19 protein-coding genes are annotated in these 25,018 nt (G+C 65.0%); 7 read left to right on the top strand and 12 right to left on the bottom strand.

Going from position 1 to position 25,018, the window contains the following annotated elements:
• Positions 1-38: 38 nt before the first annotated feature.
• Together ACOEQ1_RS14355 and ACOEQ1_RS14350 are read right to left on the bottom strand one after the other, a co-directional pair.
• Entirely contained in the window at positions 39-1,367 is a 1,329-nt protein-coding gene (locus tag ACOEQ1_RS14355) for an NAD(P)/FAD-dependent oxidoreductase (protein ID WP_419759920.1), read from the bottom strand.
• A gap of 1 nt (position 1,368) precedes the next feature.
• Positions 1,369-1,989, bottom strand: a complete 621-nt coding sequence (locus ACOEQ1_RS14350) for an SDR family NAD(P)-dependent oxidoreductase (RefSeq protein ID WP_419759919.1) — start codon at positions 1,987-1,989, stop codon at positions 1,369-1,371.
• A 243-nt stretch (positions 1,990-2,232) separates the two neighbouring features.
• On the opposite strand from ACOEQ1_RS14350, the gene ACOEQ1_RS14345 reads away from it, so the two are divergent.
• Positions 2,233-2,655, top strand: a complete 423-nt coding sequence (locus ACOEQ1_RS14345) for a MarR family winged helix-turn-helix transcriptional regulator (RefSeq protein WP_419759918.1) — start codon at positions 2,233-2,235, stop codon at positions 2,653-2,655.
• Positions 2,656-2,784: 129 nt separating this feature from the next.
• Here the strand turns inward: ACOEQ1_RS14345 and ACOEQ1_RS14340 are convergent, their stop codons facing one another.
• The 5 genes from ACOEQ1_RS14340 to ACOEQ1_RS14320 all read right to left on the bottom strand — a co-directional run bounded on the left by ACOEQ1_RS14340 (position 2,785) and on the right by ACOEQ1_RS14320 (position 8,011).
• Positions 2,785-3,765, bottom strand: coding sequence for an ABC transporter permease (locus tag ACOEQ1_RS14340; protein ID WP_419759917.1), 981 nt, complete (start codon positions 3,763-3,765; stop codon positions 2,785-2,787).
• Positions 3,762-5,351 carry a sugar ABC transporter ATP-binding protein gene (locus ACOEQ1_RS14335; RefSeq protein WP_419759916.1) on the bottom strand — a complete coding sequence of 530 codons (1,590 nt, stop codon included), beginning with the start codon at positions 5,349-5,351 and terminating at the stop codon, positions 3,762-3,764. The genes ACOEQ1_RS14340 and ACOEQ1_RS14335 overlap by 4 nt, the downstream gene beginning before the upstream one ends.
• 61 nt (positions 5,352-5,412) lie before the next feature.
• Positions 5,413-6,369: a sugar-binding protein gene (locus tag ACOEQ1_RS14330; RefSeq protein ID WP_419759915.1), complete on the bottom strand. Its 957-nt coding sequence runs from the start codon at positions 6,367-6,369 to the stop codon at positions 5,413-5,415.
• Positions 6,370-6,706: 337 nt separating this feature from the next.
• Positions 6,707-7,549, bottom strand: coding sequence for a slipin family protein (locus ACOEQ1_RS14325; RefSeq protein ID WP_419759914.1), 843 nt, complete (start codon positions 7,547-7,549; stop codon positions 6,707-6,709).
• A 96-nt stretch (positions 7,550-7,645) separates the two neighbouring features.
• Positions 7,646-8,011: a response regulator gene (locus ACOEQ1_RS14320; RefSeq protein WP_419759913.1), complete on the bottom strand. Its 366-nt coding sequence runs from the start codon at positions 8,009-8,011 to the stop codon at positions 7,646-7,648.
• Between the two features lie 263 nt (positions 8,012-8,274).
• On the opposite strand from ACOEQ1_RS14320, the gene ACOEQ1_RS14315 reads away from it, so the two are divergent.
• The 4 genes from ACOEQ1_RS14315 (at position 8,275) to ACOEQ1_RS14300 (ending at position 17,247) form a co-directional block, all read left to right on the top strand.
• Complete coding sequence (locus ACOEQ1_RS14315) at positions 8,275-12,747, top strand: chemotaxis protein CheB (RefSeq protein ID WP_419759912.1); 4,473 nt, start codon at positions 8,275-8,277, stop codon at positions 12,745-12,747.
• Between the two features lie 152 nt (positions 12,748-12,899).
• Positions 12,900-15,146 (top strand): methyl-accepting chemotaxis protein, encoded by a 2,247-nt coding sequence (locus ACOEQ1_RS14310; protein WP_419759911.1) that lies wholly within the window; start codon positions 12,900-12,902, stop codon positions 15,144-15,146.
• Positions 15,147-15,156: 10 nt separating this feature from the next.
• Positions 15,157-15,807 (top strand): tetratricopeptide repeat protein, encoded by a 651-nt coding sequence (locus ACOEQ1_RS14305; RefSeq protein ID WP_419759910.1) that lies wholly within the window; start codon positions 15,157-15,159, stop codon positions 15,805-15,807.
• A gap of 48 nt (positions 15,808-15,855) precedes the next feature.
• Positions 15,856-17,247, top strand: coding sequence for a cytochrome-c peroxidase (locus ACOEQ1_RS14300; protein ID WP_419759909.1), 1,392 nt, complete (start codon positions 15,856-15,858; stop codon positions 17,245-17,247).
• Between the two features lies 1 nt (position 17,248).
• Here ACOEQ1_RS14300 and ACOEQ1_RS14295 read toward each other — a convergent pair whose 3' ends face one another.
• On the bottom strand, positions 17,249-18,445 hold the full coding sequence (locus tag ACOEQ1_RS14295) for a trypsin-like serine peptidase (RefSeq protein WP_419759908.1): 1,197 nt from the start codon (positions 18,443-18,445) through the stop codon (positions 17,249-17,251).
• A gap of 169 nt (positions 18,446-18,614) precedes the next feature.
• Here ACOEQ1_RS14295 and ACOEQ1_RS14290 point away from each other — a divergent pair, with 169 nt between their 5' ends.
• Complete coding sequence (locus ACOEQ1_RS14290) at positions 18,615-19,787, top strand: zinc-dependent alcohol dehydrogenase (protein ID WP_419759907.1); 1,173 nt, start codon at positions 18,615-18,617, stop codon at positions 19,785-19,787.
• A gap of 18 nt (positions 19,788-19,805) precedes the next feature.
• On the opposite strand, the gene ACOEQ1_RS14285 is transcribed toward ACOEQ1_RS14290, so the two are convergent.
• The gene (locus tag ACOEQ1_RS14285; protein ID WP_419759906.1) at positions 19,806-20,867 is read right to left on the bottom strand and encodes an AI-2E family transporter; all 1,062 of its coding nucleotides are present in this window, start codon (positions 20,865-20,867) and stop codon (positions 19,806-19,808) included.
• 99 nt (positions 20,868-20,966) lie between these two features.
• Here ACOEQ1_RS14285 and hemW point away from each other — a divergent pair, with 99 nt between their 5' ends.
• Entirely contained in the window at positions 20,967-22,115 is a 1,149-nt protein-coding gene (hemW, locus tag ACOEQ1_RS14280) for a radical SAM family heme chaperone HemW (RefSeq protein WP_419760703.1), read from the top strand.
• Between the two features lie 5 nt (positions 22,116-22,120).
• On the opposite strand, the gene ACOEQ1_RS14275 is transcribed toward hemW, so the two are convergent.
• From ACOEQ1_RS14275 to ACOEQ1_RS14265, 3 genes are all read right to left on the bottom strand, one after another.
• A complete protein-coding gene (locus ACOEQ1_RS14275) occupies positions 22,121-23,188 on the bottom strand; it encodes a calcium:proton antiporter (protein ID WP_419759905.1) in 1,068 nt (355 codons plus the stop codon).
• An 82-nt stretch (positions 23,189-23,270) separates the two neighbouring features.
• Positions 23,271-23,906 (bottom strand): TetR/AcrR family transcriptional regulator, encoded by a 636-nt coding sequence (locus tag ACOEQ1_RS14270; protein WP_419759904.1) that lies wholly within the window; start codon positions 23,904-23,906, stop codon positions 23,271-23,273.
• An 82-nt stretch (positions 23,907-23,988) separates the two neighbouring features.
• Positions 23,989-24,924, bottom strand: a complete 936-nt coding sequence (locus ACOEQ1_RS14265; protein ID WP_419759903.1) for a DMT family transporter — start codon at positions 24,922-24,924, stop codon at positions 23,989-23,991.
• Positions 24,925-25,018: the final 94 nt, after the last annotated feature.

Below are 25,018 nucleotides of genomic sequence, written 5' to 3'. Positions count from 1 at the left end.
TGTGCTCCTGTGGTGAGTTCCGCGTGTAGTCAACTCAGTTAAAGGCCGGCTTCGACGGTGATAGGCGAGCCATCGCTGAACCGGGAGAACCGAAAGGCCGTCGGATCGACAATGGGCGGCGAACCGGTGGCAAGGTCGGCCGCAAGCCGTCCTGCGGCGGGTCCTATGCCGAAGCCATGACCGGAAAAGCCGGTGGCTACGATGAAGCCCGGTAGCGCATCGACACCGCTGATGACCGGGACCGCGTCCGGTGTCACGTCAATCAGCCCGGCCCAATGTTGTTCTATTTTCATTGCCGCGAAGGCGGGGAAGACTTCCGCGATCCGCTTCCGAACCTTCAGGTTGGTGGCGACATCCGGGGTCGGGTCGAGAACACGCGTCTGCTCGAAGGGTGACGTCTCATCAAGCTTCCAACGCTTCGGCATGCGCGCCTCCGTCATGAACCGATCGTCGAGCCGAGGCCGCACCGCTTTCCATTCCGCCCTCAGCGCCGGGATGAACTGGCGCGCAAAACGAAAGGTATCCGGCGTCAGCGGCACGACGTTGCCGTGCCCATTGGCGATGTTGTATCCGCCGTCCAGCCGTCGGCGAAACGCGAACTCCGAGCTCCAGCTTGAGGTTTCGGGCAGCCCGTTGATCGGTGCTGTGCGCATGACCGATGCCAGAACCTTGAGCTGCGGCAACGTCATGCCGAGGCTGCCGCAGAACAGCCGCGACCACGCCCCGCCTGCAAGCACGACAGCGTCGCAATCGATACGCCCGCGCTCCGTCACGACGCCCGAGACGCGCCCGGAGGTCTGCTCCACGCCCCGCACAGCGCAACCCGTCAGAATGACCGCCCCCAATTGCCGCGCAGCAGTGGCGATGGCGGGTGCCGCCTTCTGCGGTTCCGCCCGGCCATCGGTCGGGTTGTACATCGCCCCGCGATAGCGCTTGGTAGAGCCTGGCAGCAGCTCCGCGACTTCGTCCGAGTTCAGCCGCCGTGTGCCGAGTTGATAAGGCTGCGCGCGCCGCAGCCAATCCTCGTGATACGCGTCATCCGCCTCCGTCTGGCTGGTATAGAGAATGCCGCAGGCGCGGAAGCCGGTCTCGGCGCCTATCGTCTTGTTCATCCCTTCCCACATGCGCAAGGCCTCGGCGATGAGCGGGATCTCCCGTTCGTCGCGGCCGGTCTTGCGCACCCAACCCCAGTTGCGGCTGGACTGTTCGCCCGCGATATGGCCCTTCTCGCAGAGGACGACGCTCACCCCTTTCTGGGCAAGCGCGAAGGCTGTGCTGACGCCGACGATGCCGCCGCCGATGACGACCACATCGGCGCGCTTCGGCTGGACGGCATCGGCTTCGACCGGATCGACGACGGGACCCATCCTACAAACTCCCTTCGATGCGGGCGTTGACGCCGATTTCCGGCACACTCGCGGTATTCGGCAGGTCAAGCGCTAGTTGCACGAGGCGCGCCACGTCCTCCGGTTGCGTCATCGCCGCCGGGTCCATGTCGGTGATGGCTCTCGCCTTGTCGGTCGCGACGAAGCCGGGGCAGATCGCGGTGGCGCGGATACCTTGTTCCCAGCCTGCATGGCGCAACGCATGGGTCAGACCGAGGGCCGCGAACTTCGACATGGCGTAGGCGCCGGAGTTGGCCGAGGCGACGCGCTTGCCCGACAACGAGGCAATGACCACGATGCGTCCACGACCGGAGGCTGCAAGACCCTTCCAGGCCGCCTGCGCGAGACGCTGCGGTGCGAAGACATTGACGTTGAACATCGCCGCCATCTCGGCCTCTGTCGCGGTGATAGCCGATTTCGGGAACATAACGCCAGCGTTGCAGATGGAGTTCAGGAGCGCATCGGGCGCTGACGCCAGCGCTGAGGGACGACGCATGCCAAGCGACAGATCCCAGCCCGCCGCCCCGAGATGAGAGGCGATGGCGGCGCCTATGCCCCGGCTGGCGCCGGAAATCGTGCCTACGCGCTTGGGTTGTCCGGTCATGCGTCAAGCGGCTTTCAGTGGGGCGGTGAGGCGCCGAAGCCCGGCGTCGCGGCGGGGTTGCTGTCCGCAGCAAGGTCGTGCAGCGCCGGTTCGGCATCTTGGCCTCCAAGGGCAGGGTTACGTCTGTGGAGTGTAAACAACTGTTGCGTCGCACAACAGTTGGTTGTTAGCTGATGACGGATCACGCGAGACCATCGCGCCGAGACCTTCCCCAGGATGAAAGATCTTCCCATATCGGAGGCTTTGAGCACCATCCGAGCCGACGCGCCGCCGGATACGCGGCCGGTCCCGGTCGACCTCAGCGTGCTTACCGACCTGCTCAGCTTTCACGTCCGGATGTTGTCGCTCGAGGTCAACCGCGCCTACGACAGGGCGTTTGTGGAGACACCGCTGGCGGGCGGCACCGGGAAGCTCACCACCCTCATGCTGATCGCGACCAACCCCGGCATCAGCCAGGGCCAGATCGGCACCGTGTTGAGCAAGGACCGGCCGGCGATGGTCCGGATCATCGACCATCTGGAGAGGGAAGGCCTCGTTGTGAGGACACGCGCGGCGCAGGAGCGGCGGCGTTACGGCCTGTTCCTCACCGCCCCCGGGGCGCGTCAGCATCGCGCGTTACATGCGCATCGCGGTGCGCTACGGACGAAGCGTTCTTCAGCGTGCTGAGCGCAAGCGAGCGCAACAGCCGTGGACGCCTACTGCGTAAGATGCGCGCAGCCTATCAGGCAGAGACGTTGGCGGCCGGGAGCATGGCGATGCAACGCCCGACGCCGCCGGAGTAGGCTGGCACTTCGTTTATGGGGTAACCGCACGCGCCGTCTCAGCCTCCCGCCGGCGCGTGCGGATGCGGCCCCACTGCTGGTCTACCGTCACCCCAACCAGGATAACGCCGCCCATGACAGCGAAATTGAGCGAGGACGGGATCCCAAGCAGGTTGACGAGGTTTTGCAGCTCCTGCAGGAGGACGACGCCGAGCACAACGCCAACAATGGAACCTTCGCCGCCGCGCAACGAGAAACCGCCCAGAACGGCTGCGGCAATGGCGTAGAGTTCATAGAAATTTCCTTGCGACGCGGGTGATATGGACCCGGTGTACATGGCGAAATAGATGGCGGAGGCAACCGTCAGGACCTGACAGATGACGTAGGCCGCGATGACAACGCGATCCGTGCGGATGCCGGAGAAGCGCGCGGCCTCCTCGTTCTTGCCGACCGCGTAGAGGTGCCGTCCGAAGACAGTCCGGTGCAACACCACCCACATGATGACGGCCACAATCATCAGAGCGATAAAGGAGTGCGGCACACCGAACGTCTGCCCAACCGTCAACCAGTTCAGCGCGGGGAAGTTCTGTCCGAAGCCGAAACCCGCCGTGGCGTCCTGCATGTAGAAGCGGGCGATGCCGCGATAGACGAGCAATCCACAGAGCGTCACGATAAACGGCTGCAGTTTGAGTTTTGTGATCAGCAGCCCGTGCGCGAGCCCGATGAGCAGGCCGATGACGACCATCAGCGCTGCGGCCGCCGGCCAGGGAACTCCTTCGTTGGAGATGAGGTCAATGAAAAGCACACCGACGAGCGCGATCACCGAGCCGACCGACAGCTCAATGCCGCCGGTGATGATGGCGAAAGCCTGCCCGATCGCCGAGAGGCCGAACAGCCCGACGAGGTTGGACGTATTGGCGAGATTGACCGGCAGCAGAAAGCGCGGGTTGAGGAAGGCGACGACGGCGCCGACGGCCAGTATCAGAATGAGAAGGCCGAGGTCTTTCTTGTTCATGCTGTTCCTGCCTCGTGAATGGTGCTCTCTGCGCCCGGCCGTTCCGCGCGCTCGACACGCCGGCCCACGGCGAGCTGCAGGATGTTTTCCTCGCTGAACAGGTCTTTCGTCAGAAAGCCGGATATCGCGCCTTCATGCATCACCGCGATACGATCGGAGACGCCGATCACTTCCTCCATGTCGCTGGAAATCATCAGGACTGCGACACCCGACTTGGCGAGCGCGCGCATGAGCCGGTAGATTTCAGCCTTGGCGCCGATGTCGATGCCGCGGGTCGGCTCATCGAGGATCATGACCTTCGGTGTCATCGCAAGCCACTTCGCCAACACGACCTTCTGCTGGTTGCCGCCCGAAAGTAAGCCTGTCAGGGTCATCAGGCTGGCTGCCTTGATGTTGAGATTCTTCTGCTGTGCGCTGGCCGTTTGAGCCTCCAGATCCCGCGACACCATAAAGCCATTCGAATGAGCACCGAGGTTAGGCAGCGATATGTTCTGCTGTATCGGCATGCCAAGCAAAATCCCGGTGCCTTTGCGGTCCTCGGGCACGAGGAAGATGCCCCGCGCCACCGCATCGGCCGTGTCGCGGATCTTCAGGGGCGCGCCGTTGAGCTCGACCTCGCCGCCCAAGGCCGGATCGACCCCGAAGATTACCCGCGCCAGCTCCGTCCGTCCGGCGCCGACGAGCCCCGCGAGGCCCAGTATCTCGCCTGCATGAAGATCGAGATCCACTGCCTGACGGGGGTAGGTGGCCGTCCGCACGGCCTTCAGGCGCAGCACCACAGGTCCGGGAACTGCGGCCTCGGTCGCCTGGACCAGAAGATCGCGCCCGATCATGAGCTTGACCATCCGATCATGGGTGATCTCGCCGCGCGCGAGCGTGCCCGCTAGGGCGCCGTCCCGCAGGGCGATGACACGGTCCGCCGCGCGCTCTACCTCATGCAGGCGATGCGAGATGAAAATCACGCTGATGCCTTGCGCTTTCAACGCCGCGATGACCTCGAGGAGCTTTTCGGTTTCGGCCACGGGCAAGCTCGATGTCGGCTCATCGAGGATCACCAGCCGCGCATCGACCGAAAGCGCCTTCGCGATCTCGACAAGCTGACGCTGTGCGAGGGACAGGTCGGCGACAAGAGTTTCGGCGGGAAAGCTGGCGCCCACGCGCTTGAGAAGGGGCGCTGTCATCGCCCGCTGCCGCTGCCGGTCGACAAGCTGCAGCCAGCCGCCTTTCCGCGGTTCACGCCCGATGTAGACGTTGGCCGCGACGTCGAGGTTCTCGAAGAGATTGAGTTCCTGATGAACGAACGCGATGCCGGCGGCGTTGCTCTCGGCCACCGAGAGCGCCCCGTGGCTCACTCCATCCACGATGATGTCGCCACTATCGGGGGCGATGACGCCACCGAGGAGTTTCATGAGCGTCGACTTCCCGGCGCCGTTTTCGCCGACGATGCCAATCACCTCACCACGCGCAACCGTCATCGAGAAGCCACGCAGGGCGCGAACGCCCACGTAGCTTTTCGAAAGGTCCTTGAGAACGAGGACGGGTTCCGTATCTATGCCGACCGCCGCTGTCGCATTCGAACTAGTCATAGATGTTCCATCATGGGCCGGCCGCCGGCAGCCGCTTGGCGCTGCTGCCGGCTTGGAAGGTCTACTCGCCCGCCATCGCCTTCTGGTCGGCAACGTAGGCGTCGACCGTGTCCTTGTTGACGATTTTGGTCGGGATGATGATGAGGTGGTTCGCCGGGATGCCGGACTTGTCACCCTGCTCGTAGGCGGCCATCAACTTCATTCCTTGATAGGCCCAGAGGAACGGTTGTTGCACCACCGTCGCGGCAATCGTGCCTTCCTTCACGCCACCCAAAGTGACCGGATCGCCGTCAAATCCAACCACGGTGATCTTGCCAAGCTCTCCGGCTTCCTTGAGCGCAGCGTAGATTTGCGGCGTGTTATACGAATAGAACCCCACCATGCAGGTCACGTTCGGATCGGCGACGAGAACGTCGGACACGTTCTCCTTCGCGCGTGTCTGGTCGAGGTCGTCTCCGCGCACATCGACGAGCGTGATCTTCGTCCCGGCGATGCCCTGCTTAAAGCCTTGGATGCGCTCGCGGGCATTGTCAGCGCCCAGAAGGCCAACGAAGCCCATGCATTTGCCGCCGTTCGGCAAAGCGGCTTTCGCGATCTGCGCCGCCTGCAGTCCGGCGGCGACATTGGACGATCCGATATAGGCAATCCGGTTCGTCTGCGGAGCATCGCTGTCGGTCGTGAAAAGCCCGGTCTCGGACGCGATCTTGTTCAGGCCCGTGGTCGATGTCTTGGGATCGACCGCCGAAACCATGATGCCCTTTGCACCGGCGGTCACCAGGTCATCCATCAACTGTTGTTGCGCCGCGACAGTCGCCGCCTGCGGATACTCCAATTCCAGCTTGAAGCCGGGAAGCTCGGCCTGGGCTTTTTTTACCCCCGCAGCCGCAGCCCTCCAGAAGTCTGAGGCGCCGTTCGGGACGAAGACGAGGAGCGGCTTGTCGGCGGCCATCGCCGGCGACAACGCACCCAAAGCCACACCGGCAGCCACCATCAAAGCCAGCTTTGTTCCGGACTTCATGCACGTTCCCCTGTGGCACAATTTAGATTGGCCAATGTTTTTGTAACGAAAGCTACTTGTTCCCGCGAAGGCGACGGGGCCGTCCGCACTTGCAATGGTCGGATTGCGAGCACGTAAAGTTCACAATAATTAAGCCGCCGCAAGTTTGTCAATAATGTCGCGGATGACAAAGCGCCGTAGCGTTTGTGCGAGACGACCAAAAATGTGCTGTTATTGTGCCGGCCTTGGCGACCTCAGCCGGCGCGATCAGGCTGCAATACCCACAGGCTCACCGGGCGCGGGACGCCCGATTTGATCCTGCTGCCGGCCGCGCCTTGGAGCGCTACCCCGTAAAGCGTCAGGCGGGCGGCGGGACCAAGGTTGATGCGTCGTGCAGCCTCGCATCGCCGTTCATGCCCCGCGGCTTGGTCGCCTTGTCCATCAGGTCGAGGAAAGGCTTGACGAGGTCGATCGGCATCGGGAAGACGATCGTCGAATTCTGTTCGGCGCCAATCTCGGACAGTGTCTGCAGATAGCGCAGTTGCATGGCGGCGGGAATGCTGCCGAGGATCTTGGCAGCATTCACAAGCGTCTGCGACGCCTGGAACTCGGCCTCGGCATGGATGATCTTCGCCCGCCGGTCGCGCTCGGCCTCCGCCTGCTTCGCTATCGCCTTCACCATGTTCTCGGACAGCTCGACGGTTCTGATCTCGACGTTGCTGACCTTGATCCCCCAAGCCTGAGTCTGCGTGTCGAGGATGGATTGCACATCCTCGCTGAGCTTCTTACGTTCCGCGAGCATTTCGTCCAGCTCGTGTTGACCGAGCACAGCCCGCAGAGTCGTCTGCGCCAGCATGTTCGTCGCCGGGAAATAGTTCTGCACGCGGATGATGGCGCGTTCCGGGTCCACGACGTTGAAGTAAAGAACCGCGTCTACCTTCATGGAGACGTTGTCGTGCGAGATCACGTCCTGTGTCGGGATTTCGACGACTTGGATGCGCAGGTCAACGCGCACCATCTGTTGAATGAATGGTATCAGGAGGACCAGTCCCGGTCCCTTCACGCCATGGAACCGCCCAAGGGTAAAGACCACCGCGCGTTCATATTCACGCAGCACCTTGACAGTCTTGCCGGCGCAAAAAAGCGCGATGAGCACAATCACATAGGGAATAACGTAGAAAAACAGGTCAGCGGGCAACATGATGTATCCCTTCATGCGCCGGGTGCCATAGCAACCGGAGCGTTGGAAAGGATGTTCTAGGCGCTCCCGCAATGCGGCGGCAGGTTCGGAAAACACTCAGTCGACCGCGTTGCTCCATGGCGCCGCGGAACTGAGCGCCGGCGGGCCGAAAACCTCTGCCAGAGCACGCAGCAGGTCCGGCTCGCAGAACGGCTTTTGCAGAATGACGGCGCCCTCGGGAAATTGGTGGCGTCCCGAACCGGTCATGAAAACATGCCTGGCATCACTGGTCTGGCCTATCGTCCGCATGGCGGACAGGCCATTCCCCTGTCTTAAAGTTATATCCACCATGATGAGATCAGGTCCATGCCGCGCGGCCGCCGCCACGGCGTCGGCTTCCGTCTGCGCCAATCCGCAGACATCATGACCCAGTTCGCCCAGCAACTCGGCAAGAAGTTCGCCGACGAGCAGATCATCTTCCACCAGAAGAACCCTGAGCCTGTTCACAACCCGTGCACGACCCGGCTCGGACAACTCATGTGCAGAAACCTCGGCTGAGCAGACAAGTTACATGTCCTGGAAAAATTAAAATGCGAATGGCGTCCGACACAAGCTTCGGAAAATACGTATATGGCCAGGTCGATGAAGTTTATGTTGTCGCCACGATAACGCTCCGCTCATTACAAAAGCGTGCTAGCTACGCCGCGTAGCGCTTCGTGATCAGGCGCTCGTTGTGGTGGAGAGCTATGCCGAGCCGGAAGAAACAAGTGCGCTCGGCGCAGGACCCGTCGCCGCGCCTCGCCGTGGTCGGCATTGGAGCGTCATCCGGTGGACTGGACGCCGCGGCGAGGCTCCTCGATGCCTTGCCCGCCAAGACAGGGTTTGCCTTGATCCTCGTCCAGCACCTCGATGCTGGCCATGCCAGCATGATGGTGCCGCTGCTCGCGCGCCATACCAGCCTCAGCGTCCTCGAAGCGGCAGAGGGCATGCACATCGCGCCCGAGCACCTCTACATCATCCCGCCCGGCTCCTACCTGTCGGTCGAGGATGGCAGGCTTCGCCTCTCCAAGCCGCCGCCGCGTCATGGCGCGCGCCTGCCTTTCGACTTCCTGCTCAACTCGCTCGCTGCCTGCTATGGCCGGCTGGCCGGTGGCGTTGTCCTATCCGGCACCGGCGCGGACGGCAGCGCCGGGCTGCTCGCCATCAGCGAACAGGGGGGGCTCGTTCTCGCGCAGGAGCCGACGGAGGCCGCGTATGACGGCATGCCGCGCGCCGCCATCGAAACCGGTAGGGTCGATCGCGTCCTGCCGGTCGCCGACATCCCCCAGGCGCTCGTCGCCTTCCGGCCGGGCGCCAAGCCGGCTGCGAAGGCCAAGGCGCCCGCCCGCCCCGCCGCCCCGCCGCCCCCCGCGAGAGCGCCGCCGGACGCCGATGCGAGGGCACCTGTCCTGACGGCCGAGCCGCCGGTCGATATCTGGCTGCCGAAGATCGTCGAGTTCATGCGCACGCAGGCGGCGCAGGACTTCTCGCACTACAAGCCAGGCACTCTACAGCGCCGGGTCGAGCGACGGATCGCGCTGCTCGACATCGCGCCGACCGACGTGGAACGCTACATCGACCTGTTGCGCCGCGACCCGCGGGAGCTCGAGCTGCTCACCAAAGACCTGCTCATCCATGTCACCAGTTTCTTCCGGGATGCGGATGTCTTCGCGGAGCTGGAGCAGACCATCATCCCGGCGCTGGTCGATGACCGCGATCCCGAGGCGCCGATCCGCATCTGGGTGGTCGGCTGCAGCACGGGCGAGGAGGTCTACTCGATCGCGATGCTGTGTCTGGAGCGCCTCGGCACCATCCCGCGCCCGGCCAAGCTGCAAATCTTCGCGTCCGACATCGATGCGGAGGCGGTCGCCGCGGCGCGGGAGGGCCTCTACCCCACCACCATCTCCAGCACAGTTTCCGCGGAACGGCTGCGCCGGTTCTTCGCGCTCGAGGATGGCGGCTACAGAGCACTGGCGGATATTCGCTCCGTCATCGTCTTCGCGGTCCAGGATGTGCTGGCCGACCCGCCGTTCTCGCGGCTGGACCTTCTGTCCTGCCGCAACCTGTTGATCTACCTGCGTCCCGAAGCGCAGGAGAAGGTCATCAATCTCTTCCATTTCGCCCTTTGCCCCGACGGCCTGCTCCTGCTCGGGAGCGCCGAGACGGTAGCCGATGCCGAAGGCCGGTTCGATCTGGTCGCCAAGGACCACCGCATCTACCGGCGCATCGGGCGCGCGGCGTCGCGCGCGGCCCCCGCACCCCGTGCTGAGGCGGCCGGTCTGTCCGGCAGCCGCCGGTTGCCGCCGGGCCGGCTTGCCCGCGAGGGGAACGCCGGCCGGTCGATCAGTCCTGCCGCGCTCGGCGAACTTGGGCGGCAGCTGGTTCTGGACGCCTACGCGCCAGCGTCCGTCCTCATCAACGCCGCCAATGAAATCCTCTTCTCCCTGGGGCCGATCGATCGCTACCTGCGTCTGGCGCCCGGGCACGCGACCCATGACCTTCTGGCAGCCGCCCGCCCGGGCCTCCGGCCAAAACTCGCGACGGCCATCGAGGCGGCGCGGAAGGCCAGCGTGCACACGGAGGCGGCCGGCCGCTTGACCAACGGCCATCACGGCGTCGCTGGCTTCCACCTGGATGTGACGCCCGTGGTGGAAGGGGGCGAGGAACTGCTCCTGGTCTGCATAACCGAGGCGGCGGCGGCGGCCGTCATCCCCGCGCCCGCCAGCCAGCTATCGCAACTCGCCGAACTCGAACGGGAGCTGGAGACGTCGCGGAACGAGCAGCAGGCGACCATGAAGGAGCTGGAGCTGTCCCGGCAGGAGCAGCGGATCGCGACCGAGGAGGCGTTGTCGGTCAACGAGGAATACCAGTCGACGAACGAGGAGCTGCTGACCTCCAAGGAGGAGCTGCAGTCGCTCAACGAGGAACTGACGGCGCTGAACAGTCAGCTGCAGGAGACGCTGGAGCGGCAGCGCACGCTTGGCGACGACCTCCAGAACATCCTCTACAGCACGGATGTCGCCACCTTGTTTCTCGATCTCGACCTTCGCATCCGCTTCTTTACTCCGGCGACGAAGTCGGTCTTCGCGATCATTTCCACCGACATCGGCCGCCCGCTCGCCGATCTCTCGTCCCTCACCCTCAAAGATGGACTGGACGATGACGCACGCGCGGTGCTGGCGGGGCTGCAGCCGCTGGAGCCGCTGGAGCGCGATATCGAGGCCAAAGGCGGCAAATGGTTCCGCCGCCGCATCCTGCCCTATCGTGCCCGCGGCGATCACGTGGAAGGCGTCGTCATCACCTTCACCGATATCACCAGCCGCCGCCACGCGGCCGCGGCTCTGGAGGCCGCGAAGAAGCAGGCCGAGAGCGCGAATGCGGCCAAGTCGCGCTTCCTGGCCTCGGCGAGCCATGATCTCCGCCAGCCGTTGCAGACGCTCGCCCTGTTGCAGGCTTTGCTCGGCAAGGTCGTCGACACCGACAAGGCGCGGAGCCTGGTCACGCGGCTGGACAATACGCTGGGCGCGATCACGTCCATGCTGGACACGCTGCTCGACATCAACGAGATCGAGGCGGGAGTAACGAGCGCGCACATCTCGGACTTTCCCATCAACGGGCTGATCGGCCGCCTGCGGGACGAGTTCGGCTACCATTCCGAGGTCAAGGGGCTGAGGCTGACCATCCTGCCCTGCAGCCTCACGGTGCGCAGCGACCCGCGCCTGCTCGAGCAGATCCTACGCAACCTGCTCTCCAACGCGATCAAGTATACCGAGACCGGCCGCATCCTCATTGGCTGCCGCCGCCGCGGGTCCGTGCTGAGCGTCGAGGTCTGGGATACCGGCATCGGAATCCCTGCCAGTGAGATCAACGGGATCTTCGAAGAATACGGCCAGGTCGGCAATCCGGCGCGGGAGCGCAGATTGGGGTTGGGTCTCGGCCTTGCCATCGTCAAGCGCGTCAGTGAACTGCTCGATCATCCCATCGTCGTCCGGTCCGAGTTCGGCCGCGGATCGCGCTTTGCAATCGAAGTGCCGATCGTCGCGGTGCAGACGGGTGTCGAGACGGGCGTCAAGACTGGTGTCAAGACTGGCGTGGGGACCGATGACGGGGCGGATGCCGAAGCCATGGGCCCGGCGATCCTGGCGCCTGTTTCCAGGACCGCGCGCCGGTCGGCTATTCTGGTGGTGGAGGACGATCCGGATCTCCTCGCCGTGCTGGAGCAGTCGCTCCGGGACGAAGGCCACATCGTCAGCACCGCGGTGGATGGCCCTGCGGCACTCCGCCAAATTGCGCAGTCCACCCCGGAGCTGCTGCTGGCGGATTACAATCTGCCGAATGGGTTGAGCGGGCTTGATCTCGCGGTCGGCTTGAGGGAGGCGGTTGGGCGGCAGGTTCCGGCGATCATCCTGACCGGCGATATTTCGGCCGAGACCAAATCCCTGTTGGCCGCCCAGCATGTGCCTCTGCTCACGAAGCCGGTGCGGCAGCACGATCTCCTTCTGGCCATCGACGAGTTGCTGGCGGCCGAGCCATGGCCGCGAACCCTGGCGCCGGTCGGGGAGCATGGAACCAGCGGACGCCCAACCGTCTTCGTGGTGGACGATGACGCTGACGTTCGCTCGTCGCTGATGGCCGTCCTGGCGGAGGATGGCCTGCAGGCCGAGGCGTATTCGAGTGGCGAGGCCTTCCTGACGGCCTACCACAACGGGGAGGGTTGTCTGCTCGTCGACGCCTACATGCCCGGCATGAGCGGGATCGATCTCCTGGAGCGGCTCCGGAAGGACGGCCACAGCTTGCCCGCCCTCATGATCACCGGGCAGAGCGACGTGCACATGGCGGTCACGGCGATGAAGGCCGGCGCCTTGGATTTCATCGAAAAGCCGGTCGGCCGGGTGGAGCTGCTCGCGAGCGTCACGCGCGCGCTCGCTCAGTCGCATGACACGCAGCAGGTTGTCGCGTGGCGGGCCGAGGCCGCGCGCCGGGTCGGTGAGCTGACGCCACGGCAACACCAGATCATGACCTGTGTGCTGGCCGGGCAGCCGAGCAAGAACATTGCGGCCGACCTCGGTCTCAGCCAGCGGACGGTGGAGAGCCATCGCGCCGCGGTGATGCGGAAGACGGGTGCGACCTCGATGCCGGATCTCGCGCGGCTGGCTCTGGCTGCCACCGCCGAGAACTGAGGAGACCCGCGGGCGCAAATCCTGAAGGATTCAAGGGGCACGTTCATCCGCCGTTACCGGTTTGCGCGGTAGGGCTTCATCCAGCGGATCCGTCACTGGCGTCGGCGATCATGGCCGATCGGGGTGACGCGAACGATGGAAGCATCCGAGACGTGAGACGCATCTATTTCATTTATGGGTTCATCGCGCTCTTCGCAGCTTTCGCCGCCACGGCCATCGAGCTGAACTTCGCCTTGGCCACCAGATCGGCTCAGGATCGTTTCCGCGCCGAGGAACACGCGGCAACTCTCGCCACCGCCGACGCCGCGCAGAGCCAGTTCAGCGCTATCTTCCAGAATCTCCGCACCATCAGCCGTCTGCCGAGCGTCATCAAAATCGATGGCCACGCGACGAACATCAACCAGGACGGCATCACCACCATCCAGGAGATCTACAATAACCTCGCCAGCAACGTCTCCGTGTCCGAGGTCTACGTCATCGGCAAGGATCTGGACGCCGACCATATCGATCCTGTGACGATGGCGCCGCAGACGCCGATCCTGATGCTGGACGACCTTATCTCCAACGATGCCGGCGGCGGCGGCGTCGTCAGGCGGTTCGAGGCCGAGATCTACGAATACCATCTGATGCGCCACCAGATCGAATGGTTCGAGCAGCATACGCCCACGGTCAAGCAGACCAACGGCCTCGACATCCCAATGATTTCCGGTCACCCGGTCATCACCTGCGACAACACGGTCTACAACGTCACCTTGAACAATGCCGATCGCACGGGGATGGTTTTCTCGGTGCCGTTCTTTGGGCCGGATGGCAATTTCAAGGGCATGATCGCCGCGATTGTTCGCCTGAAGGCGCTGCGCGAGGTGCTGCCGGGGAAAAATGTCGCGATGTTCAACCGGCAGTCCGGCACTCTGCTGGTCGCCAAACACGGTGGGCTCGATGCCGAGGCGCTGCACTACGCGACCCAGGCCGAGCCCGACCCGAGGCTGATCTACTCCGAGGCGCTGACACTTTCCGCGCATGATCCGCGTTCGGCCTGGACTCTCTGGACCGGCGCGCCGAACGCCTTGTTCTATGCGCGGCCCGACGTGCACGCCGCCCGCGGTTTCGCGACCGCCGCCTGTGTGGTTCTCGCCGTGCTGGTAGCCATCGCCACCGGCGCTGTCTGGTTCGTCGACCGCAACGCGCGCCTGATTGCCCGGGCGACCAATGCGCTCAACGCACTTGCGCATGGCGACGAGGACACTGTCCTTGCCGGGGCCGACCGGGCTGGCGCCATTGGCGATCTTGGCCGGGCCTTTGACAAGTTCCGTGTATCGCTGAGGGAGAAACGGGAAATCGAGCAATCGGCCGAGGCCGACCGGCGCGCGAGCGACGTGGAGCTCCGCCGTCGTGACGAGGAACGCCGCCAGGCGATGGCCAATCAGAAGGAGGTGGTCGACGCCCTGGCAACGGCATTGATCAATTTTGCCAACGGCGACCTGACCTGGAAGATCACCAAGTGGTTTTCAATAGAATACAAGTCGTTGCGGATGGACTTCAATCAGGCGTCTTCCACGATGGAAGCAACGATGCGCCGCGTGATGACAAGCACACGCAACGTCGATTCGGGAGCGAGCGACATCCAACTCGCCACGTCCGATCTCGCACGCCGCATCGAGCACCAGGCGGCCCAGGTGGAGCAAGCCGCACGGACGCTGGACGGGATTACCGGCACCGTGCGTCAGACCTCGCAAAGCGCCGCCGAGGCCGCGGTGCTCGCGGGCGCCGTACGCGCCGAGGCCACGGCCTCCGGCACCGTTGTCACGGATACGGTGAGCGCCATGCAGGCGCTTGAGGGCTCATCGCGTCAGATCGCCAACATCATCGGCGTGATCGACGAGATCGCGTTTCAGACCAACCTTCTGGCGTTGAACGCGGGGATCGAGGCCGCACGCGCAGGAGATGCCGGGCGGGGGTTTGCAGTTGTCGCGACCGAGGTCCGCGCACTGGCGCAGCGCTCAGCGGACGCGGCGAAGGAAATCAAGGTCATCATCTTGGCCTCCAGCAGTCAGGTCGGCACCGGCGTCAAGCTGGTGCACGAAACCGGGGGCGTGCTGCTGCGCATCACCGAGCAGGTCAGCCGGCTAACCGAGCGGGTGGCGGAGATCGCCGCCTCAGCCAACACGCAGGCCGTGGCGCTAAATCAGGTGAACGGAACGATCAGCGAGATGGAAAAGGTGACGCAGGAGAACGCGCAGATGATCGAGCGTGCCGCTTCGGCGAGCATCATCCTCAGCGACGAGGCGTCGGCTCTCAGCCGGCTGGTCGATGAGTTCAAGATCACCGAGGTCCCGGACGAGCCGTCGCCGGACGCCGCCGCGCCCCCGCGGGCCGGGCGTGCGATGCAGACGGCATAGGAGGAAAAGAATGACGTCGCCATCATCCGTGCTTTGCCCGAGCCGATGTGCAGCTCCGGCCCATCGGGCGACGAGGCGCCGTGGCTGGATAGTTCCGGGGCTTGTCCTGCTGGCCACGCTGTCTCCGGCCTGGGCCGACGGAGCGCCGCCATCGGCCTTCAACCCCGCCACGCTGGAGGCGCAGGCCCAGTCAGGTGACGCGGTCGCCGCCTTCGATCTGGGGACGCTGGAGTATACCGGTCTCGGTGTGGTGCAGGATTATATCGGCGCCGCAGCCTGGCTGAAAAAATCCGCGCTTGCCGGCAATGGGGAAGCGCAATGCGAGCTTGGCTTTCTCTATCAGACGGGCAGCTACGGCCAAGGCCCCCCACCGTCCGACCCGAAGGATGCCGCGCCCTGGTATGTGCAGGCCTCCTCGCAGGGGAATGTTTGCGGCGAATTCGCGCTCGGCGCCCTCTACGCGAGCGGTCAGGGCGTGCCGAAAGACCCGGTGAAGGCCGCTGCCTTGTTCGGCCGCGCGGCGGCGCAGGGCCTCGTGGCGGACCCGTCGGTCATTCCGCTTCAACAACTCCAGCTACGCTTTTACGCCGTTGGTTACCGGCTGACGGGTCAAACGGTTTGGTCCGATACGGTCTCTTTGCCGGCCGGAGGCGGTCAATGAGGCAATGCCCATGCGGGGCCGGCCACAGATCAGCGCTCAGGGCGTGAGTTGTCCTGGCGAGGGTCGGCCGCGCCCACGATCGCGCTGCTGGCGCTGCTGACCGGCGTCACGTCCGTCGCTGCTCTCCTTTGCGGTCCGGTTCCGCTATCGGATTGGCTATCCGACCCGCACGGCAGTCTGGAACTGACGCTCGGCAAAAACCCGGCGCCGGTTGAACTGGTTCGCCCCGATGCGGGTCCGATGTCGCTCTACGCGCAACTCGGCAAGCAGATATTCTTCGACCCCAGCTTCTCCTCGTCGGGGCAGCTGGACTGCTCGTCCTGTCACAGTCCGGACCACTTCTACGCACCGTCCGGCGCGGGCTCGGCGATGAGTGGCGGACCTGCGCTCGCTCGTCAGGGTGCGCGTGCCGTGCCCTCTCTGATGTATTTGCCAGACCCGTCGGTGTTCAGCATCGGTCCCGATCCGGCGGGCGAAGAAGCAGCACCTGTCGCGCTACCGCAACTCGCCGTCGCCGCGCAGGCAGTCCCGCGTGCCACGAAAACCGCGCAGAGCACAGCGCAGAGCGCCGCCAACATCGTGCCCGAGGGCGGGTTGTTCTGGGATGGGCGGGTCAACACGCTGCAGGCGCAGGCGCTCGGTCCGCTTTTCAGCCCGTTCGAGATGGATGGCGGCACGGTTCGCCGCGTTGCCGCCCGTTTGCGGACAGCACCCTATGCGGGCCTGTTCATCAGGATCAACGGGCCGGAGGTTTTCGATAATCCCAGCCTGACGGTCTCGGAAGCCGCCTTCGCTTTGGCGCGCTATCAGGTCGAGGACCCGAGTTTCCATCCCTACACGAGCAAGTACGATGCATGGCTCGAGGGCCACGCCCGGTTGAGCTGGGCCGAGACGCGCGGCTACATGCTGTTCAACGACCCGGCCAAAGGCGATTGCGCGGCATGTCATCTCGACCAGCCATCGCCGGAGGGGCAGCCGCCGCTCTTCACCGACCAGCAGTTCGAGGCCCTGGGTGTGCCGCGCAACCCGGACCTCATCCGCAACCGGGAGCCCGGCTACTTCGATCTCGGCCTGTGCGGGCCGTACCGGACCGATCTTGCGGCGCAGACGCAATATTGCGGCATGTTTCTCACGCCCACTCTGCGCAACACCGCGGCGCGCCGGGCGTTCTTCCATAACGGCGTCTATCACGACCTGCAGCGTGTGCTCGATTTCTATAACTTCCGGGACACCGCGCCGGGCCGCATCTACCCGGTCGGCGATGACGGACAGGTCGCGAAATACGATGATCTTCCCGTCGGCGACCGGGCGAATGTGGACACTGCCGATCCGCCGTTCGACCGCTCGCCGGGCCAGGCGCCTGCACTGACATCCAGTGAGGAGGCGGACATCATCGCCTTCCTGAAAACCCTGACGGATGGCTTCGCGCTCGCACGCTGATCTAGCCGGTCCCCGCGATGTACATGTATGGCCCGAGCGCGGCGTTCGTGCCGTAGGCGATGGCGAGCCGGCCGTCGGACAGGTCGGTCTGGCTGTAGTCGTCCAGCGTGAGGGAAGCGCTCGTGCCCCCGGCCGTCTCGGCATGCAGCGTGAGCCCGGTATAGCCGGAGGCGCCCTGGTCGCTCGCCCAACTCAAGGTCGCGGTCTCGGGGCTGACGCCCCAGAGCGTGACGGCGTCGCCCTTGTGGAAATTGACGACCGTGCTCCAGATGTCCTGATCGGGCGCTGTGGCATCGACGTAGAAGGTGTCGGTGCCATTGCCGCCGGTGAGGAAGTTCGACCCGGCGCCGCCGTTGACCACGTTGGTGCCGCTGGTGACGGTGATGGCGTCGTTGCCGGAGCCGGTGGTGATGAACCAGTCGGGCGTGGTGGCGACGATGTTCAGGCTCTGCGGCGTGATGTTCGCGTAGGTGTTCTCGAGCCCGGCGACGGGGCCGCCATAGGCCGAGCCCGCGGCGGTCACCGCCTCGTTCGTGGAGGTGTTGAAGACGGTGAGCGGCGGGGTCGGCGCCTCATCCTGCGCGACCCACCCCTCGATTTCGCTGACCGCGCTCGTCGTCAGCTGGGCGTTGTATCCGATGCCGTCGTTGGAGGTTGAGACGAGCCCATCGATGACGGGTGCGCCGCCGCTGCCGGGCGTCCAGACCGGGCCGCCGCTGGAGCCGGGGCCGAGGGCCAGACCCTGCAGGATGCTGTAGCCGGCCAACAGGCCGATGTTCTGGGCGGGAGATTCCAGCGCGCCATCTGCGCTCGCGGGGTAGCCGCTGACATAGGCGACGCCGCCGGCGTAGTTCGCGCCGAGGCCGAAGATCGTGGGTCCGGAGAAGGACGTGCCAAGCTTGATGAGTGCAAAGTCGTCCTGCGAGGCCGAGAGGGTTTCCTCGTCGCCGTAATCCGCTACCGAGTTGTAGCTGAAGGTGAGGGCGTAGGCGCTGCCGAAAGGGGCGACGCCCGCGTCGTAGCCGGGCGTCACCTCGACGTTGGTCGCGGTTCCGAGGCCAGCCTCATAGACGACATGCGCGGCCGTCAGCACGAGGTTGGGCGCGATCAGAACGCCGGAGCCCTGAAAGTTCTCACCGCCGATCGTATCGGTAACGTAAACGACGCCATTATAGGGCGCGCTGGATGAGAACGACATCGAGGACGCCTCCATCGAGCAGAACGTCTGTATCCGGCGCTCTCGCTAACATCCCCGCGTTCCATTCACAATCCATGCGGAGCGCCATCACTTTCGGCGGCAGGACCGTTGCCGGCGCCGCTCTGCGCCCCCTAGTGCCAGCCTTCGGTTCATTAAAAGGCGAAAATCAATGAAGGCGCTTGTTTGGCACGGCAAGAACGACATCCGATGTGACACCGTCGACGACCCCAAGATCGAGGACGCGCGCGATGTCATCCTCAAGGTAACGGCCTGCGCGATTTGCGGCTCGGACCTCCATCTGTTCGACGGGCAGATGCCGACCATGAAGAACGGCGACGTGCTCGGTCACGAGTTCATGGGCGAAGTCGTCGAGGCTGGCTCGCCCAGCCACAAGCTGAAGGTCGGCGACAAGGTGGTCGTGCCGTTCAACATCAACTGCGGCGCGTGCGCCCAGTGCCTCAAGGGGAATTGGGCCTGCTGCAGCCGGTCCAACCGCAACGGCGAGATGGCGGCGAAGATGTTCGGCTATCCAACCGCCGGCCTTTTCGGATACTCGCATCTCACCGGCGGCTACTGGGGCGGTCAGGCAGAGTATGTGCGCGTGCCGATGGCGGATGTCGGGCCGATGAAGGTGCCGGAGGGCATGGACGACGAACACGCTCTGTTCCTCTCCGACATCCTTCCCACCGGCTGGCAGGCAGCCGTGCATTGCGATCTCAAGGGCGGCGAGACGGTGGCCATCTGGGGCGCCGGGCCGGTCGGCTTGTTCACGATCAAATCCGCCCAGGTTCTTGGGGCGGAGAAGATCATCGTGATCGAGACGGTGCCGGAGCGCATTGCGCTCGCCCGCCAGGCCGGTGCGACGCACATCATCGACCTCAAGGAGGAGGAGGTGCTCGACCGGATCCGCGAGATCACCAACGGTCTGGGCCCGGATGCCTGCATCGACTGCGTCGGCATGGAGGCATCAGCGGGTCACGGCATGCTCGGCGTTCTTGGCGCGGTCCAGGAGGCGCTCACGTCGACCCAGCGGCCTTATGCGCTTGAGCAGGCGGTGCAGGCCGTGGCTCCCGGCGGCATTGTCTCCGTGCCCGGCGTCTATGGCGGTCCTGTTCCGGTGAACATGGGCGCCATCGTGCAGAAGGGCGTCACGATCCGCTCTGGCCAGACCCATGTGAAACGCTTCCTGGAGCCGCTGACCAAGCTGATCCAGGAAAGCAAGATCGACCCGACCTTCCTTATCACCCACCGCAGCAAGTCGCTGGAGGACGGTCCGGGTCTCTACGAGACCTTCCGCGACAAGGCCGATGGCTGCGTCAAGGTGGTCTTCAACCTGAGCTGAAGCGTAGTGGACGAGTGACTACTTGCGGGCGGTCACATCCCGCCCGCTCTCGTCCTTGAGGACATCGACGACGTAGAACTCGGACACCAGCACCAGCCCCGCCGCTGCCATGGGCGTCGCCATGATGACGCCCATGGGTCCGAACAGCGAGCCGATGAAGGTCATGGACAGGATCAGCAGGGCGGGCGGCAGGCGAACCATGCGGTCCTGCACCAGGGGCGAGACGACGTAACCCTCGACCACATGGCAGATCGCGAAGACGACGGCCGTCAGGATCGTCATATGCAGCCCTTGGCCGAGGGCGATGGCGAGCGCCGGGATGGCAGCCAGGATCGCGCCGAAATAGGGAACGAACGTGAGTATGGCCGCGAGCATGCCGAGGGCCAGCGGCATGGGCATGCCGATCAGAGCCAATCCCACGACGGTCAGCACGCCGACGACGGCCATGTCGATCAATTGGCCGACGAACCACCAGCGCAGCACATGACCGACCTTGTCGAAGACGTCGTGGGTCCGCGCCCGTCTTTCCTTTGGCAATAGCGTGACCAGTCCCTTCAGATAGAGGCCGGGGTTCCCGGCGAAGTAGATCATCGTCACGATCAGCACGAACAGGCCCGCGATGGCTCCGATCGCGGAACTGGCAACCGTCATCGCCGGCGCCGCCAGGCTGCGCGCCGCCACGCTCTCCGATCCCTTGATCTTCTGTATCAGCGTCTGGCCCCACTGCGTCTGGCCATAGCGTGACGCAAGCTGGCCGACTTCATTGGTCAGCGCATTGACCAGATCCTGGCCCTGCCGAACGAGCTCGGGGCCGACCCACATCCAGAAGCCGATGGTGGCCACCAGCACCAGGATCATGATCATCGCCATGGCCCAGCGCGGCGACAGGGGAGAGTGCTTGGCCACCACGTCGGAAGCGCCCCGCAGCGACACGGCGAGAAGCACCGCCAGGAACACCAGCAGAAGCTCGTCATGGAGCAGCCAGATGACCAAACCGGCGACTGCAAGACCGCCGATCCAGACGATGGCGCTCCGGGTCGACGTGCCGGAGCCAGTGACCCGGTCTGCTGTCCCGAACATTCTTTTCATCCTTGTCTTCGGCTAAGATGGCTAGAGATGGGGACGATCCTACGCTTGTCGATTGTGACAGCGGACCGACCTGTTGAACGGACTGTCTCTCTGGAACCGCTCGCCCTCTACATCCACTGGCCGTTCTGCCTCGCGAAGTGCCCGTACTGCGACTTCAACAGCCATGTGCGAGAGGTCGTGCCGCAGGCGCGTTTCCGGGCGGCGCTCCTCCGCGAACTGGAATGGGAGGCGGCGCGGCTTGGGCGCCGGCCGTTGCGTTCGATCTTCTTCGGCGGCGGCACTCCGAGCCTCATGGAACCGGAGACCGTCGGCGCCCTGATATCGCGCGCGCGCGTCCTCTTTGCGCCAGAGGACGACCTCGAAATCACGTTGGAGGCCAATCCGACCAGTATCGAGGCGGGGCGCTTCGCAGGCTATCGCGACGCCGGGGTGAACCGCGTGTCGATCGGTGTGCAGAGCCTCAACGAGCCGGATCTGGCGAGGCTGGGACGGCAGCATTCGGCGGCTCAGGCGGTGGCGGCGCTGGAGATCGGCCGGCGCCTCTTCCCGCGCCTGTCCTTCGACCTCATCTACGCCCGCCCCGGCCAGACGATGGCCGCTTGGCGTGAAGAGCTCGCACGCGCCCTCGACCTCGCGGCCGATCACCTCTCGCTCTACCAGCTCACGATCGAGCCCGGCACGGCTTTCGAGGCGCTGCACCGGCGCGGTGAGCTCGTCCTGCCGGATGAGGATACGGCCGCCGCGCTTTATGAGGCGACGGCGGAGGAAGCCGGGCGTTTCGGGTTGTTGCCTTACGAGGTTTCGAACTATGCCAAGCCGGGTTCGGAGAGCCGTCACAACCTCGCCTACTGGCGCTACGGCGACTATGCCGGCATCGGCCCGGGCGCACACGGACGGTTGAGTTTGGGCGACGGGCTTCTCGCCACCCGGCGGCATCGCGCGCCGGAAATCTGGGCGCAGCGGGTGGAGGCGGCAGGCCACGGCGCCGGCGAGGATGTCGAGGTCACGCGGGAGGAGCGTGCGCGCGAGATGTTGCTGATGGGCCTGCGGCTCTCGGAAGGGATTTCGGCGACGCGTTTCGAACAGCGCACCGGGATGGCGCTCGCCGATGCCATCGAGCCCGACATCCTCGTCCGGGCGATCGAGGCGGGGTATCTGGTCCAGGATACGGACCGCCTGATGGCGACGCGCGAGGGCCGCCTGCGGCTCGATGCGCTGCTCGGAGCGCTCGTCCTCTAACGATCCTACGGCACCACGGCGAAGAACAGGAACACCGCGAAGACGGTCAGGTGAATGGCGCCCTGCAGGATGGAGGTCCGGCCGGTCGCGACCGTCAGCGTACTCAACAGCAGGGTCAGCGACAGCAACACCGTCTCCTTGGAGTCGAGCCCGAGCGTCAGCGGATGCCCGAGCACGACCGACACCCCTGCCACCACCGGGATCGTGAGCCCGATGCTCGCAATCGCCGAGCCGAAGGCGAGGTTGAGGCTCGTCTGCAGCCGGTCGAGGCGTGCCGCCTTCACCGCCGCGAGGCTTTCGGGCAGCAGGACCACGCCGGCTATGATGACGCCGACCACTGCCTTGGGCGCGCCCGATGCGGCGACGCCGGCCTCCACCGCAGGCGACAGCGCCTTCGCGAGACCCACCACCGCGACCAGCGACACGACGAGAAGTGCGGCGGCGACGAGCGCCATTCCTGCCGAGGGCGGCGGCAGGTGATGGTCGTCCTGTTCCACCTCGGCCAGGAAGTAGTCGCGATGCCGGACCGTCTGGACGAACACGAAGACGCCGTAGAGCACCAGCGACACCACGCCGACGAACTCGAGCTGCGATGTGGTGAAGGTCGGTCCGGGCGTCTGCGTATAGTTCGGCAGCACCATCGTCAGCACCGAGAGGGCCGCCAGTACAGCCAGCGCCCCGTTGGCGCCCTGCACCCGGAACTCCTGCTCATGGTGGCGGCTCGCCCCCACCAACACACAGAGGCCGACGACGCCCGTGCACACGATCATCACCGCGGAGAAGACCGTGTCCCGTGCCAGAGCGGCTTTATCCGGGCCGCCGGTGAGCATCACCGAGACGATCAGCGCGACCTCGATCACCGTCACCGCGATCGCCAGCACCAGGGTGCCGAAGGGTTCGCCGACCCGATGGGCTACGACCTCGGCATGGTGGACGGCGGCGAATACGGCTCCTCCGAGGACCAGGGCGAAGACCACGAGCACAGGCCCGCCGATGGGCGTCAGCGCCTTCGCCACAAGCAGCAGCCAGGCCAGCAGCGGGAAGATCCAGCTCCACCAGGGTATTGTCTTCACGCCGTTCCGCTCCCGCACATTCCGTCTTGGAAGCCGGAACCCGCGCCGCGGTCAATGCCGTGCCCGGCAGCCGCATGAGGCCCTAGAGAGGCTGGCGCGCGAACTCCCGCATGAAGACCGCGACCGACCGCTCGATCCGCGCCTGCACCATGGCCTCGGTCGGGGCTTGCCCCAGCTGGAGCAGCAGATGCCAGTGGAAATCGCCGAAGGCGCTGCCGAACAGCATCGCCGCCGCGCCCGGGATGTCGGCGATGTCGAAGACGCCGCGGGAGACCTGCAGGGCCAGCCAGTTCTGCATCGTCCGCTCCACCTGCACGCAGCGGACCTTCATCACGTCGCCGACCTCGGGCGTGCTGGCGATCTCCGCGAGAATGAGGCGGGTCAGCGCAATCTGCTTCGGGGACAGCACGAAGCGAGCCATGTCGAGCAACACGTTGCCGAGCACGACGGCCGGCGGCCGGCCGGTATCCTCCGGCTGTATCCTCAGCACCGCCAGCCGGTTCATCATGAGCGCGTCGAACAGCTCCTTCTTGGAATCGAAGACCTGGTAGATCGTCTTTTTCGACATGCCGGCAGCCTGGGCGATGTCCGCCATCGTCGTCGAAACATACCCCTTTGCGAGAAACACCTGTTCGGCCGCCGACAGTATCGTCTCGCGCCGCTCTGCATCCGAGGCCGCCCCAGCTCGCTCAGGGGGCCGGTCGTGATCGATCCTCATCGCAACCCTGCACCGCCCTCATGTTCTGGCCACCCGCCGGGATAGAAGCGCTTCTTCCCAGAAAAAGAAGTAACAACCTGTGTCAGGGTCCGATCCGCCGGCTGCGCCGCAACTCGCTCGTCACCACCATGGCGCCGCTGGTCAGGATGAGCCCGGCGCCCATGAAGACGCCGGCCGGCGGCACGTCGCCGAAGATGAGGTAGCCGAACACGAAGCTCCAGAGCAGCCCGCTGAACTCCATCGGCGCGACGACGCTGGCCTGGGCCAGCTTGACCCCTTCGATCAGAAGCAGCTGCGCGATCGTGGAGAGGACGCCGAGCCCCAGCATCATGAGCAGGCTGGGGAGGCTCGGCGTTTTCCAGACGAACGGCAGGCTCGCCCCGCAGCCGACCAGGAACAGCACCGCGATGACGAAAACCTGGTCCCAGCCACGCAGTTCTGCCGAGATCTGGCGCATGAGGATCATTGCATAGGCCCAGATGACTGCGGCGGTGCCGACGCAGATCACGGGCAGGAGCGGGCTGCCCCCATGCGGCCGCGCGGCAAGCACCACGCCGACGAAGCCGAGGGCCAGCGCCACCCAGCGGATGGGCGGCACCCGCTCGCCCAGCAGCGGGCCGGCCATGACCGCGATCAGCAAGGGGCTCGCGAAGTAGATTGTGATCATCTGCGCAAGACCGAGGTAACGGCCTGAGGAGTAGTAGAGCAACCAGGCGACGAAGGTCAGCACGGCGCGGCCGAGCAGCTTGCCCCGCATCGGCGAGAATAGCCCACGGGTAACGGTGCTGCGCCCGCCGATGACGAGGCAGAGCGCCAGTGCGGTCAGGCTGCGCATGAAAAGAATTTCTGAGGCCGCGAAGTGCGTGACGAGCAGCTTCACGAGGGCGTCGTGCAGAGCGAAGGTGAAGTAGGCGAGGAGGACCACGAGAAAGCCCGTCGCTGTCGGGCCGAGACCGCTGCGAGCCTGCCACCGCGACACGGTGAAGGACTGGCTTGTCAGACGGCCCACCCGCAGCATCGCGATGTCTCCCTGGCCCCTGCTTTGCACAAAGGTGTGCGGGAGAGGACTATGTCTGTCGCATGGCTGGAAGGTCATTGCAAAGCAGGTGACT

The sequence above is a fragment of the Acidisoma sp. genome (assembly GCF_965199065.1).
GTDB lineage: Bacteria > Pseudomonadota > Alphaproteobacteria > Acetobacterales > Acetobacteraceae > Acidisoma.
Note: the sequence above shows the minus strand (reverse complement) of the source record. Positions and strands in the feature narration are given on the sequence as shown.